12 protein-coding genes are annotated in these 12,757 nt (G+C 45.4%); 5 read left to right on the forward strand and 7 right to left on the reverse strand.

Going from position 1 to position 12,757, the window contains the following annotated elements; all coding sequences use genetic code 11:
• Nucleotides 1–205 precede the first annotated feature (205 nt).
• Both QUA40_RS13260 and QUA40_RS13265 read right to left on the reverse strand, forming a co-directional pair.
• A complete protein-coding gene (locus QUA40_RS13260) occupies nt 206–1,186 on the reverse strand; it encodes an aldo/keto reductase (RefSeq protein ID WP_333126275.1) in 981 nt (326 codons plus the stop codon).
• A 209-nt stretch (nt 1,187–1,395) separates the two neighbouring features.
• Nucleotides 1,396–2,778: a glycoside hydrolase family 10 protein gene (locus QUA40_RS13265; protein WP_333126355.1), complete on the reverse strand. Its 1,383-nt coding sequence runs from the start codon at nt 2,776–2,778 to the stop codon at nt 1,396–1,398.
• 201 nt (nt 2,779–2,979) lie between these two features.
• Between QUA40_RS13265 and QUA40_RS13270 the strand changes: the two genes are divergently transcribed.
• The 3 genes from QUA40_RS13270 to QUA40_RS13280 all read left to right on the forward strand — a co-directional run bounded on the left by QUA40_RS13270 (nt 2,980) and on the right by QUA40_RS13280 (nt 5,942).
• Nucleotides 2,980–4,212, forward strand: a complete 1,233-nt coding sequence (locus tag QUA40_RS13270) for an FAD-dependent oxidoreductase (RefSeq protein ID WP_333126278.1) — start codon at nt 2,980–2,982, stop codon at nt 4,210–4,212.
• A 117-nt stretch (nt 4,213–4,329) separates the two neighbouring features.
• A complete protein-coding gene (locus tag QUA40_RS13275; RefSeq protein ID WP_333126281.1) occupies nt 4,330–4,992 on the forward strand; it encodes a DUF2834 domain-containing protein in 663 nt (220 codons plus the stop codon).
• A gap of 200 nt (nt 4,993–5,192) precedes the next feature.
• The gene (locus QUA40_RS13280; protein WP_333126283.1) at nt 5,193–5,942 is read left to right on the forward strand and encodes a gamma-glutamyl-gamma-aminobutyrate hydrolase family protein; all 750 of its coding nucleotides are present in this window, start codon (nt 5,193–5,195) and stop codon (nt 5,940–5,942) included.
• Nucleotides 5,943–5,949: 7 nt separating this feature from the next.
• Here QUA40_RS13280 and QUA40_RS13285 read toward each other — a convergent pair whose 3' ends face one another.
• The 5 genes from QUA40_RS13285 to QUA40_RS13305 all read right to left on the reverse strand — a co-directional run bounded on the left by QUA40_RS13285 (nt 5,950) and on the right by QUA40_RS13305 (nt 9,989).
• Nucleotides 5,950–6,138, reverse strand: coding sequence for a CPXCG motif-containing cysteine-rich protein (locus QUA40_RS13285; RefSeq protein WP_006635525.1), 189 nt, complete (start codon nt 6,136–6,138; stop codon nt 5,950–5,952).
• On the reverse strand, nt 6,122–6,583 hold the full coding sequence (locus tag QUA40_RS13290) for an SRPBCC family protein (RefSeq protein WP_190745192.1): 462 nt from the start codon (nt 6,581–6,583) through the stop codon (nt 6,122–6,124). The genes QUA40_RS13285 and QUA40_RS13290 overlap by 17 nt, the downstream gene beginning before the upstream one ends.
• A 114-nt stretch (nt 6,584–6,697) precedes the next feature.
• Nucleotides 6,698–8,335, reverse strand: coding sequence for a radical SAM protein (locus tag QUA40_RS13295; protein WP_333126286.1), 1,638 nt, complete (start codon nt 8,333–8,335; stop codon nt 6,698–6,700).
• A gap of 353 nt (nt 8,336–8,688) precedes the next feature.
• Nucleotides 8,689–9,198, reverse strand: a complete 510-nt coding sequence (gene lspA, locus QUA40_RS13300) for a signal peptidase II (protein ID WP_333126289.1) — start codon at nt 9,196–9,198, stop codon at nt 8,689–8,691.
• 212 nt (nt 9,199–9,410) lie between these two features.
• Nucleotides 9,411–9,989: a biotin transporter BioY gene (locus tag QUA40_RS13305; protein ID WP_333126291.1), complete on the reverse strand. Its 579-nt coding sequence runs from the start codon at nt 9,987–9,989 to the stop codon at nt 9,411–9,413.
• A gap of 377 nt (nt 9,990–10,366) precedes the next feature.
• Between QUA40_RS13305 and pstS the strand changes: the two genes are divergently transcribed.
• Both pstS and pstC read left to right on the forward strand, forming a co-directional pair.
• Nucleotides 10,367–11,551 carry a phosphate ABC transporter substrate-binding protein PstS gene (pstS, locus tag QUA40_RS13310; RefSeq protein WP_333126294.1) on the forward strand — a complete coding sequence of 395 codons (1,185 nt, stop codon included), beginning with the start codon at nt 10,367–10,369 and terminating at the stop codon, nt 11,549–11,551.
• Nucleotides 11,552–11,766: 215 nt separating this feature from the next.
• Entirely contained in the window at nt 11,767–12,723 is a 957-nt protein-coding gene (gene pstC / locus QUA40_RS13315; protein WP_333126297.1) for a phosphate ABC transporter permease subunit PstC, read from the forward strand.
• The last annotated feature ends 34 nt before the right edge of the window (nt 12,724–12,757 follow it).

Consider the following 12,757-nt stretch of genomic DNA (forward strand, 5'->3'; position numbering starts at 1 on the left):
TTAAGGCTTTGACCAATTATCATTGGTTGACTTATTGATGATTTGTTGTAGACCTTTGTCAACCGGATTCCGTATGAATAAGGCTTTCAGGGGCGGGCTTCTAGCCCACCCCACAAGAAAATTTAGTTTTTCTGGAACAAGCAAATTAATGTCTTGTGGAACAGGCATCTTGCCTGTTCATGAGAATGGTAAAACATCTCAGATATTACCGAGTTTGAAAGATATTCTGCACCATTTTTTTATCTACACTCGCCGCCGCCTTATCCAATTCAGCAATCTCGCCCGAGTCCAACTCCCAGCCCAAAGCACCAATATTATCCCTCGCCTGTGCCGCAGATTTCGCCCCCGGAATCGGAATAGTTTCTTTGCAGATGCACCAGTTGATTGCTACCTGCGAAACAGTCTTGTTTCTGAATGCTGCTATTTCTCGCAAACATTCCAAAAGCGATCGCATTCCCGGAAGTAGCTGCTTGCACGCCAAACCTCGGATGCCTTTAGGAAACGAGCCATTTTCCGAATATTTACCCGTCAGCAACCCCAAGGCTAGAGGGCTGTAAGCAATCAATTTTATCCCCAATTCGTCGCAAACATCTTTCAATCCGAGTTCTGTCACCGGATAGGTAGAAAGTAGCGAATATTGCACTTGTAAAGTAACAATAGGAATTTGGCGATCGCTAAATTTCCGATGCACCCATTTCAGCCGTTTCGGCCCGTAATTAGACAAGCCCACTCCCTTGACCAATCCTTGCTCATAAAGGTCAGCCAAACCGTCTAAAAGAGCCCCCTCTTGCCAAGGAGCGTAATTGGCTGTAGACCAGTGCATTTGCACCAAGTCTACATTTTTTTCGAGGCGCGCAGCAGAGGCTTTGCAAGCCGATATCATTGATTGTCGCGTCAGTCTCCAAGGATAAGCCGCTAGTTTTGTCGCAATACAAATACTGTCTTTATTTGCACCTTGATATTTTTGAGAAAACTGCCCCAAAAGCTGCTCGCTGCGTCCATTTAATTTCCCTGTTCCGTAAGAGTCGCCAGTATCGAATAAAGTGACGCCGTTACTAACACAAAGATTGAAAACGGCTTGCAATTCCTCGTCCATACTTTCATTGTAGCCCCAGAGAAATCTGTTGCCCCAAGCCCAAGTGCCACAGCCCATTTTTGGCAGTAAAATTTTTTTCTTTGTTTGCATTTTTATTGATGGTTGTTATATTAACTCCGGTTAAACTGACATCTTGTACCTCTGCTAGAAACAGGCAAGATGCCTGTTCCACAAAAAGTAGATTTTCTTGTGGGCCGTTGCTCCTAGCCCGCCCCTAAGAGCCTTATTGTTGTAAAACCAGCCCCTCCGAATTAATGGTTTCTAACTAATGACTAATGACTGATGACTCTTTAATTCTTTTACGTGGTTGGTGAGGGCGAAGGTGCGGTGTTTTTGGTAGGTTGCTCAGGCTTCGCTTTGGGGTCTGGTTTGGGTGGGGCAGGCGGAGGGAAATTCGCCGCGCGTCTGGGTATTTGTAGCGCTGTTCGGAATGCAGAAGACGGGAAGAAAGCACTAAATTGAGAAAGTCGATCGGCCATTGGTTCGGGCGCATATTCCCACAAGCTTTCGTAGTAGAAGAAAGCTACGCCTAAGCCGTATGCTTGGACTGCCTGCACCTGAGATTTAATTTGCTCAATCGGTACGGGGCTATTTCTCAAACCTGTCATAATCGCAACTCCGGTGGGAATCTTTTGCTGTGCTTCTTGCATTTCTGGACGGTTAATCTTGTCCAAAAATGATTCTAGATTGGGACGGTAGACTTGCACGATTAGCTCGTCGGCAATATCCAAACGCACCCAAGTCAGCCAATCTTGGAGGTGATGTTTGTAAGCAAACTCGTAGTAATTGGGAGAAATTGAGAAAATTGCATGGGGTTTAACTGCTTTGACGGCTTGATTTAGCTGTGACATAAAAGCGGTAATTTTATTGGCTCGCCACTGCACCCATGCTGGGTTTTGAAAATCTTTGGGCGGAGCTTTTTTTGTTTCTTTGGTATACAAAGCAACTGTGTATTCATCATATCCAAATTCCGATGGCAAACTCATGTGATCGTCAAATTGAATGCCGTCGGCGTTATATTGAGTGGTGATTTCTAGTACGAGTTCGGTAATGAATTGCTGCACTTCTGGATGAAAGGGATTGAGCCAAACTACTTCGCCGCCAGCGTCGTTTGATGTTTGGCTGCCGTCCTGTTTTTGTGTCAGCCACTCGGGATGAAGTGTGGCTAATTCTGATGTGGGAGGAGCCATAAAACCAAACTCAAACCAAGGAATTACTAGCAGGCCTTGGCGGTGAGCTTTATCAATTAAATCGGCGAGCATATCTTGTCCGTCTAACCCTCTGTAAACAAAAGGTTGAATCTCTCTTTGCTGCGCTACATAGCTGGGATACATTGCATAGCCCGAATTCCAGGCTACAGGATAAATAGTGTTGAAATTTAACCGCTTTAATTGGGTGACAGCATCTCCTAGTTTGCGACGATCTCTGAGGATGTCTTTGTCGTTTGTCGTCATCCAAACGCCGCGAATTTCCTGGCGGGGTTGCTGGGCGATCGCCGGAATTAAGTTGTTAGCCAGCAATACCATAATCAATGAGAGGGCAAACAGAAGCGGGAAAAGAGTTTTAATCGATCGCTGCCAACTGCGCGGAATGATGCGTAATCTCATAGTTTTGAATGGTGAGTTAGCTATCGAAACATACCCCTGCATAATTTGGTGATAAAATTTATAGGACTTACGCATAAATACCAAAGAAACCGGGTTATTTACCGAATCTGCGGGCTGCAACGAAGTATTTTTGTCAAAAAACCCGGTTTCTCGGCCCCCATTCGTTCTACAGTCTACAGCCATTTGTGCTGGGAAAGCGAATTGGTTGATTGAAATTGCTGGATCGAGCAGTTGCGATCGCACTTCAGCTTATAATGTTTGATACACAAAATATCCATGCCACAAGATTTAGTCTTAATTGGCGGCGGTCACACTCATGCTATTGTATTAAAAATGTTCGGCATTAAACCGCTGCCGGAAGTGCGTTTGACTCTGATTAGCGACGTGCTGCACGCGCCTTATTCGGGGATGCTGCCGGGACACGTTGCCGGGTTTTACGGTTATGAGGAATGTCACATCGATTTGCGATCGCTCGCGGAATTTGCCGGGTGTCAAATATTAATCGATCGGGCGATCGCGATCGACCTTAACAAAAATTTAGTTATTTGTCAAACTCACCCTCCGGTTAATTTTGATTTGCTTTCTGTGGATATCGGCAGCACTCCTGCGACTTTATCTGTACCCGGTGCTGCAAAATATGCAATTGCAGCTAAACCCGTACCGCAGTTTTTAGCTAGCTGGAATCAGTTAATTTCCGAAAGGCAAAACCATCTCCAAAAACCGCTGCGGATCGCAATTGTCGGTGGCGGTGCAGGTGGCGTAGAATTAGCATTAAATATGCAATCTCGATTGGGGAAGGAAGAGGTTCGAGGCAAGAAGGAAGAGGGAAGAAGGAAGAGAGAAGAAAATTTAGAAAAATTATCATCAGAAATTCATTTGTTTCACAGCGGTGCTGAATTAATGCCTGCACATAACCATCGAGTGCGTCGCCGCCTTCAAGAAATTCTCATCAGTCGCGGCATTCAATTGCATTTAAAGGAAAAAGTTTGTGCTGTAAAAAAGATTGAGAGGGAAACCAATCCTCAATTCCCAATTACCAATTACCAAATTTCCTGTAAATCAGGTTTAGAATTAGAGTGCGATCGCATTTTTTGGGTGACACAAGCATCGGCAGCCAATTGGATAAGAGAATCCGGTTTAGCCGCCGACTCAAACGGCTTTATGCAAGTCAACGATTGCCTGCAATCAGTCTCTCATCCCAACGTATTTGGGGCGGGCGATATCGCTGCGATGGTTAATTATCCGCGTCCTAAAGCAGGCGTATTTGCCGTGCGTCAGGGCCAACCGCTGTTTGAAAATTTGCAGCAGTTTTTATTGGAAAAACCGCTGAAACCCTTTGCACCGCAAGAACAATACTTAGGGTTAATTGGTACTGGGAATAAAAGGGCGATCGCCTCTCGCGGATCTTTTATGTGGGAATCGGCGCTGCTGTGGTACTGGAAAGATTGGATCGATCGCCAATTTATGCAAAAATTTAGCAATCTACCCAAAACCAGCAATACCAAATAGCAATACATTCAGATATTCTCCTCTCTTCCTCTGCGTCAACAGCGGTAAATTAAAAAAGTCTTATTCAAAAACCCTTTAAGCTTGCTATAGTAATATCAGAAGTAAGAAAAACTAACTATGTTCAGAAAAATTGGATTTGGGCTGCTTTGGATTGCATTTATCACCTACGCCTTTGTATTTGCACCACCCGACAGCCCAGAAAAAACCATCACACTAATTACCAATATTTCCACAGGCAAAATAGCAGACATCAACCCTTTAATTGTAGCGTTATTCAACCTCATGGGAGTCTGGCCGCTCATCTACAGTTGCGTCTTATTTGCTGACGGCAGGGGGCAGAAAATACCTGCATGGCTATTTGCCACTTTATCCTTTGGCGTCGGCGCCGTTGCCTTGCTGCCTTATTTAGCCCTGCGCGAACCGAATCCTGAATTTCCCGGTCATAAAAATATCTTTTTAAAGATATTAGACTCCCGTTTTACTGCCATTGTCCTAACATTTGGTGCTGCTGCTTTAGTTTCTTTTGGCTTGACAAAAGGCGATTGGTCTGATTTTATTAGACAGTGGGAAACCAACCGTTTTATCCACGTAATGAGTTTAGATTTTTGTATGCTTTGCCTACTATTTCCTGCCTTATTGGCCGACGACATGGCGCGCCGAGGAATGCAGAATGTCGCAGCATTTTGGGCAGTAACATTCGTACCCCTGTTCGGACCGTTGGCTTATCTGTGTACGCGCAAACCGCTGCCGGAAACTAATACTGAAACTGTTACAAATTAGACAGCAGTGCAGGGAAGGCTCAGTTTAATCTAGGAATCAATCACAAGTAATCAGACAAGAAACAGGCAAGATGCCTGTTCCACAATAAGTAAGTAAGTTTTATTGTGGGCTGTTGCTCCTAGCCCGCCCATGAAACACGGATTACAAATAGTGCCAAATCTGAGTATTAATCTAAATAATTATCTCCCAGTCTCTAGCAAATGAAAAAATTTCCGATTGTTGGCATCACAACATACAACCGCTGTTCAGCAGGCGAGTATCGCTTAAATGGAACTTATATTGATGCAGTTCAGGCGGCTGGTGGAATTCCGATTTTACTGCCGCCGAATCAATTAGATCCGGCTAGTATTTTTGATGCAGTAGATGGTTTGATTTTTTCCGGGGGCGGAGATATCAACCCAGAACTTTATGGCGGTTATGTCGATCGCACAGTTTACTCAGTTAATGCAGAACGCGACAATTTTGAATTAAGCTTAGCAAAGCTAGCTTTGAAGGCTGACATACCTGTGTTGGGAATTTGCCGGGGAATGCAAATGCTGAACGTAGCCAGCGGTGGCAGTTTGGTGATTCACGTACCGGATGCTTACGGAGACGAGGTTAATCACGGATCGGGAATTCCCCCGCGTGCGATCGAGCATACCATTGAAATTGAGCCAAACAGTCGGCTAGCAAGAATTATGGGAAAAACTTCAACAACAGTTGTTTCCTGGCATCATCAAGCAGTGAGGAAGGTAACATCCGATTGGCGAATTGTAGCCGATGCACCTGACACTTTGGTAGAAGCAATGGAGCACTGCTATCACCCTTGGATGATAGCAATTCAATGGCATCCGGAAATGTCGCCCAACTGTTCGTTCAACTCTCGAATTTTTCAGGCTTTTGTAGAAGCAGCAGCTTCAAGATTTAGGAATTCTACCAAGTCTGCATCAAATGCAATTCATACATTTTGATAGTCAATTATTCTTGATAGTCAGTATCTATTTCAATATCCAGGGTATCTTCATCTATTCTGACATACAGAACATTCGGGCGACAGCAAACCTGACAATCTTCGATATATGATTGCTCCATACCACCACTTATATCAACAAAAGTTGTACTCGGTTCGCCGCAGAAAGCACAGTAATATTCAGCCGTTGTTTGCATCTTTCTCGCACTCTCTTTTTGTAACTTCGTGGCGGTAGCGAAACATATCTGTTAACCGCATTTCCACCCACCAACCTAACAACAAATCGACAATCGGGCCGCCCGGTATTGAAAATGCGATCGCATCTGTCAATCTAGTTTTGCCATTTTCTGAGGTAAACTCGTGTCGGTGAGTCCAACGTGCCATCGGCCCTTCAGTTTGTTCATCAACAAACAAGCGATATTGTTCGCACTCAGTGTGAGTTGCCACCCATTTTACAGGAATCGGCCCCAATAACAGGCGAAATTCTGATACAGCACCCACATCGAGTCCCCCTTCGCGGCGAATGATTTTCACCGGTTGCCAAGGCGGAGTCAAAAGTTGCAGAATGTCGGGCCTTTCGTGAAAGTTCCATACTGCTTCAACAGTGGCATTAATCAGCGAGGAATATTTAAAATTGGGCATTGTATCGTTGGGCTAGACAGTTAAGTGCGATCGCGTTTCACTATTTGCAGTATTATCCTCTGTATCAGTACAAACAGCAACTGTTAGTTTCAATCTTTTGCATCCGGCTATTTTCTAACTTGTCAACTGCAAATCCTTCGTCCTAAAATGAGTCATTGCCTCAGCCCGATGCTTCTTCAAAGTCGCCTCCGGTAGCGGCCCTTTTAAATGACTCCAAGGCAAAACCTGCTCCAATTCCCACTCTTGAAAAACATAAAAATCCATCTCCGGCAACTGTCCCCGCAACTCCTTAAAAGCCCGTCGATAACTGCCCAAAGTATCGCCATAATGCCGCACTAATTCCAACAGCCGAGACAACCGCCGATCGCCCTTTGACAACAAACCCTGAATTACCGACCAATTATAGCTTTCAGGTCTAAATTCTAAACCTAACTTCCGCAATTCTTTATCTAAAAACTTCAGCCTCTTCTCCGCATCTTTATTCACTCCAAACCACTGAAAAGGAGTGTGAGATTTCGGGACAAAAGTGCTGCATCCCAGAGTCAACCGCAAACCGGGAGCGGCTTTTCTAATCGCCCGCATCATCGCCACCGTTTCCTCTAAATCCTCCATTTCTTCACCTGGAATTCCCGCCATCCCGTAAAGTTTAATTCCCTTTAAGCCGCCAGCCTTAGCATTAATAGCAGCTTGAATAATTTCGTCATTTGTGAGTTTTTTGTTAACGATTTTGCGGAGGCGATCGCTCCCGCTTTCCACCGCAATCGTCACAGATTTGCTGTCTCTGTTTGTCAAGATTTCTGCCAATTTAACGGTCACCGTATTCGTCCTTACCGAAGAAAGACTCAGCCGCACGCCGTCGTATTTCGGATGATTCAAATGATCCAGCAACGCTTCAAATTCCGGGTGCTGAGTGACCGAAGCACCCAACAAACCCAAACGATTAGTCACAGCTAAACCGCGATCTATCGCCGGAATTAGCGAGCCCTCCAAACTCGCAGTTCTAAACGGCAAAGTCAGATAACTTGCCAAACAAAAACGGCACATTTCTGGACAACTCCGAACCACTTCCACCATGTAAATATTTTCCCAAGCCGCTTTTTCTGTCACCACAGTGGAAGCAGATAAAGTATTGCCGCGATAAGTCTGTTTTTCAACCATACTGGGAATTGCCGAATCGACAGGCTGAATCGATTTAATACCCTCAGCCGCATCCAGATAAGTTACTTCGTACAAACTGGGGACGTAAACTCCCGGAACTTGAGCTAAATGCCGCAATTTAGTTTGTCTGTCGGCGGTACGGACTTCTTTACAAGCATCAATAAAATGGTCTATGAGATGTTCGCCATCTCCCAGCAAAATCACATCAAAAAAATCGGCAAAAGGTTCGGGATTAGCAGTAAAAACCGGGCCACCGCCGAAGACAATCGGATGATGATCAGTTCGTTGTGACGCCCAAATCGGAATTTCTATAGATTCCAATAAATTGAGAATATTTACATAGTCTAGTTCCCAAGAAAGCGAAAATCCCAGTAATTCTGGATGTCGGGGAAGTTGTTCGCGGATATCAGTAAATAAACGGCTGACTTCAATATCCGATCGCACAGCCAAAGTTGCCCACACTATCTGATAGCCGAGACTGGTAATACCCACCGTGTACTCGTTGGGAAAAGCAAAAATAGTCGGGATAGCATCAGCATCGGGGGTTGCTGGGGCAAATAGTAAGCGTTCTTGGGCAAATGGATTAGGAGTCATCCGATTTTAGATTTTAGATTTTAGATTAGGGAATTTCTCCCACGGATAAATCCGGGGGTTTGTGACTAAATTGCTTTTGATCGGGCGCAAGGTTAGCCTTAGCAATAAAAAATATAATTATAGCTCATAAATAACTCTAACCTGAAATTAACACCTATACCTTCTGGTAACAGACAACTGACAAATGACCGAAAACAAGTGGTTGCGATACCGCCGGATTCATCAGTGGATCAGCAAAAAAAAGCTCCGCATCCGATAAACCTGAGAACGGTAAGGCCGGTGCGCGGATTAATTTAAAATCTAAAATCTAAAATCTAAAATCTAAAATCTAAAATTGATCGACTTCTTGAAAGTTACTCTGAAATAGAATCGCTATCGTCCCGACTTCTCGGCGGCGGTGCACTGTGAAAAGTTGCAATCAGCAAACAGATAATCCCAGCATTAATAAACACATCGGCTAGATTAAATACGGCGAACCGAATTATCCGAAAATCTATAAAATCTACAACATGACCCGAAACAAATCGATCGATCCCGTTCCCCAGTGCTCCCCCCAAAATCAAACCGTAGCCAGCTTGTTCCCAGCGGTTAATTCGCGGCCCGAACCAAGCCAGCACAATCAATCCCACACTAACGCCCAAAGACAGCCAGCGCAACCAAATCGCCCCGCCATTGCTGAACAGACTAAAAGCCGCACCGGTATTAACAACATAAGTGAAGTGAAACACCCCAGGTAACAGCGCCTGCGTCTGCGGAGGAACCGTCAAGTCAAAATTTTGCACCACCCAAAACTTAGTCAGGTGGTCTAAAACTAAACTGATAACAGCAGCAACCCAGAACAAGGGATTTCTTTTAAAACGCATGAATTAAGCAATAGAAAATGGGGCATCGGGCATGAGAGAATTTACTCCAATCTCACTTGTCATTGCGAGCAGAATGCAGTGCAGCAAAGCAATCCCAGCCGCAGCGAGATGACTCTCCCGTTTCGCAATATATAGTATAACCTTATTTGACACAACAACCAATCCCCGATTACCGATTACCGATTACCAATTCCCAATTCCCAATTCGCCAATTAATAAAACATCAAGCGGCGTAAAGTAAATGACAGCACTGCGATCGCACAAACTACCGCCAATTGTCCTGGCAGGGGATAAATCGAATATTTGAGAATCTCATCAAATAAAGGTGTTTTTTTTGCCGGAGGCAGCAAGTAAGTAAAAATTAGATAAATTAAGCCGATCGCGTGAACAGTGAACAAACCGCATAAACAGCTAAAAGCCATAGATTCCAGCCGCGAAGCCACCTTAAAAGCCACCCAGCCGCACACCCAAGCACCAGGCACAAAACCCAGCAAATACCCAAAACTCGCTTCTTTGAGATAGCCGATGCCGCCGCCTTGAGAAAAAACTGGCCACAAAGTTAATCCTAATGCCAAATAGGCAATTTGCGAGAGAGCCGCAGCATTTTTCCCCCCCATGCAGCCTACTAGCAAAACTGCTCCAATTTGATAGGTAACACCTAAAGAGTACGCCTGAAGTCCTCGATCGTCCCAAAACCCGATCGGAATTGTGACAGATGCAGGCAAAAAAGTGCCTCCTATTGTCAGGAGCAAACCAATAACAGCCCAGATTAATTCAATAGGAGCAGGCATTATCATCAAACGGCATTCGTCAGAACGTATAAGGCAGAAGGCATTTGTCCGAGGCAAGCTTCCATGCCCGCAGCTTTTAAATTCTTAATACTAGCACTACTGTCAAAATAACCACCATTGTATGGTTTTCTGGTTCTCAAGCCTCGATCTTGTGTAATCGGGAATTTTTCGCGATCGGGCGATCGACTGCTTGTTTCCGTAGCTATTTCTCTGCCCTATATCTTATATATTCACAATTGTCAAGCTCATAAATAACATTAATAATATTAATTAATATTAAATTGCGATTAAGTGTAAAGATTCTTAACCTAACCTTTACTTTTGCGCGCTATGCTGATGCGGGACACCCATATAACGATCGCAGATTTTTTATACCTATGCTTTTTCGTCTGAACTTGATTAATTCAAACCGTCTGACAACTGCAATTTCCGCAATGGCGATCGCCCTCAGTTTAGCAGCTTGCGGCGGCGGCAGCACAACCACAGGCAGCAGCCCCAGCCCCGGTGACACCGCAGCATCCCCGGGCGCATCCCCCGTTGCAGCCACCGGCACAGCAGCAAACACCAAACTCGCCCTAGCCTCAGACGTAGCCATCACCGCAGCCGGCGCCTCATTCCCCGCCCCCCTGTACCAGCGTTGGTTTCAAGACTTCAACAAAATCAACCCCAAAGTACAAATTAACTATCAATCAGTAGGCAGCGGCGCCGGAGTCGAACAATTTACCAAAGGCACAGTAGACTTTGGGGCCAGCGACACCGCCATGAAAGACGACGAAATCGCCAAAGTTCCAGCAGACAAAGGCGTGATCTTGCTGCCCATGACAGCCGGCAGCATCGTCATCGGCTACAACCTGCCAGACTTAACCGAACCACTTAAATTGCCGAGAGACGTTTACGCAGATATTTTCGCCGGTAAAATTACCAAGTGGAACGATCCCAAAATTGCAGCCGCCAACCCGACGGCTAAATTGCCAGACCAAGCCATCACCATCGTCCACCGTTCCGACGGTAGCGGTACCACCGCCGTCTTCACCAAACACCTGAGTGCCATCAGCCCCGACTGGAAAACAGCAGTAGGCGACGGCAAAACAGTACAGTGGCCCGTAGGCGTAGGCGCAAAAGGCAACGAAGGCGTCACCGCCCAAATTCTGCAAACCGTCGGCAGCATCGGCTACGTAGAATACGGCTACGCCAAAAACAACAATCTCAAGTTTGCATCTTTGCAAAACAAAGCAGGCACATTTGTAGTACCTACCGACGAATCAGCTTCTCAAGCTTTAGCAACTGTGCCACTGCCGGAAAACCTGCGAGCATTTATCGAAGACCCCGAAGGCGCTCAATCCTATCCAATTGTCACTTACACTTGGATGCTCGTCCCCAAAACAGTTACTGACCCCAACAAAGCCAAAGCCATCGAGGCAATGGTTGAATACGGCTTAAATGAAGGTCAAAAAGTTAGTTCCGAATTGGGCTACGTTCCTCTGCCCCAAAGCGTTAAAGAAAAAGTAGCAGCGGCCGCTGACGGCATCAGCGCAGACTACAAGATTGAGGTTGCCAAATAGTAATTGAAGGAAGAGGGAAGACGGAAGACGGAAGAAGGAAGAAAAAAAGAGATATCTTTCTGTAAGGGCGGGTTTTACCAGAAATATTTGTTGAAAAGTCAGGGGATTAATAAACCCGCCCCTCTTTGATTTTATTTATGGTCTTTCTTTCTGCTTCCTTCTAGCTTTTTCCGAAACAGGCTATTTTCCGCTACTATATATTTGGTTTTTTTTCTATGATTTCAGATAATAACAGCGCTCAGTCACAGAGTCGATCGCGCTCTGGGGTAGAAAAATCCTTAGATCAAGGCTTTATCTGGCTCACGCGGATTTTGGCCATAGGAGTGGGTGTAATTTTGCTGGTAATCGCGCTCACTGTTGCTTATAGGGCTTTACCGGCGATTCAACAGTACGGTTTGGGCTTTCTGTTTGGTAGTAGCTGGAATCCGGTTAAAGAAGAGTACGGCGCGCTGCCGATGATTTACGGGACGATCGTCAGTTCGGCGATCGCGCTCCTAATTGCAGTACCATTAGGAGTAGGGACTGCCATTTTCTTGAGCGAGGACTTTCTGCCGCTGCCAGTGCGTACAGCTTTGGTTTTTTTAGTAGAACTTTTAGCCGCCATTCCCAGCGTAGTCTACGGTTTGTGGGGAATTGCTGTATTGATTCCCATGATTACCACTCTCGGCAAGTTTCTCAACAGCACTTTCGGATGGCTGCCGATTTTTAGCACCTCGCCAGTTGGGCCGGGAATGTTACCAGCCGGAGTAATTTTGGGAATCATGACTTTGCCCATTATTACTGCTATCTCCCGCGACTCTTTGGCAAGTCTCCCGCCTGATTTGCGGCAAGCATCTCTAGGTTTAGGAGCTACTCGCTGGACAACAATTTTTAGAGTGCTCGTACCGGCAGCTTTTTCCGGCATTGTCGGCGGAATTATGCTCGGTCTCGGTCGCGCTATGGGAGAAACAATGGCTGCAACTCTGTTAATTGGCAATTCCAATCAGTTAAGTCTTTCTGTGCTAGCTCCGGCAAATACTATTGCTTCTTTGATGGCAAATCAGTTTGCAGAAGCCTCGGGGTTGCAAGTAGCAGCTCTGATGTACACGGGGCTAATTCTGTTTATTCTGACGCTGATTGTTAATATTTTGGCAGAGTGGATTGTTTCTCAAGTCAGAGCGAAGTATAACTAAAAGTTTGCCGCAATTTCCTACATAATTTTAGTTT

It is taken from the genome of Microcoleus sp. Pol11C3 (assembly GCF_036701485.1).
In the GTDB taxonomy this organism is placed as follows: domain Bacteria; phylum Cyanobacteriota; class Cyanobacteriia; order Cyanobacteriales; family Microcoleaceae; genus Microcoleus.

Bases quoted from the DNA above. Each gene is read 5' to 3' on its own strand.
- QUA40_RS13295 (WP_333126286.1), bottom strand. From the start codon at position 8,335: ATGACTCCTAATCCATTTGCCCAAGAACGCTTACTATTTGCCCCAGCA.
- pstS (WP_333126294.1), top strand. From the start codon at position 10,367: ATGCTTTTTCGTCTGAACTTGATTAATTCAAACCGTCTGACAACTGCA.
- QUA40_RS13260 (WP_333126275.1), bottom strand. From the start codon at position 1,186: ATGCAAACAAAGAAAAAAATTTTACTGCCAAAAATGGGCTGTGGCACT.
- QUA40_RS13280 (WP_333126283.1), top strand. From the start codon at position 5,193: ATGAAAAAATTTCCGATTGTTGGCATCACAACATACAACCGCTGTTCA.
- QUA40_RS13290 (WP_190745192.1), bottom strand. From the start codon at position 6,583: ATGCCCAATTTTAAATATTCCTCGCTGATTAATGCCACTGTTGAAGCA.
- QUA40_RS13275 (WP_333126281.1), top strand. From the start codon at position 4,330: ATGTTCAGAAAAATTGGATTTGGGCTGCTTTGGATTGCATTTATCACC.
- lspA (WP_333126289.1), bottom strand. From the start codon at position 9,198: ATGCGTTTTAAAAGAAATCCCTTGTTCTGGGTTGCTGCTGTTATCAGT.
- QUA40_RS13265 (WP_333126355.1), bottom strand. From the start codon at position 2,778: ATGCGTAAGTCCTATAAATTTTATCACCAAATTATGCAGGGGTATGTT.
- QUA40_RS13305 (WP_333126291.1), bottom strand. From the start codon at position 9,989: ATGCCTGCTCCTATTGAATTAATCTGGGCTGTTATTGGTTTGCTCCTG.
- pstC (WP_333126297.1), top strand. From the start codon at position 11,767: ATGATTTCAGATAATAACAGCGCTCAGTCACAGAGTCGATCGCGCTCT.
- QUA40_RS13285 (WP_006635525.1), bottom strand. From the start codon at position 6,138: ATGCAAACAACGGCTGAATATTACTGTGCTTTCTGCGGCGAACCGAGT.
- QUA40_RS13270 (WP_333126278.1), top strand. From the start codon at position 2,980: ATGCCACAAGATTTAGTCTTAATTGGCGGCGGTCACACTCATGCTATT.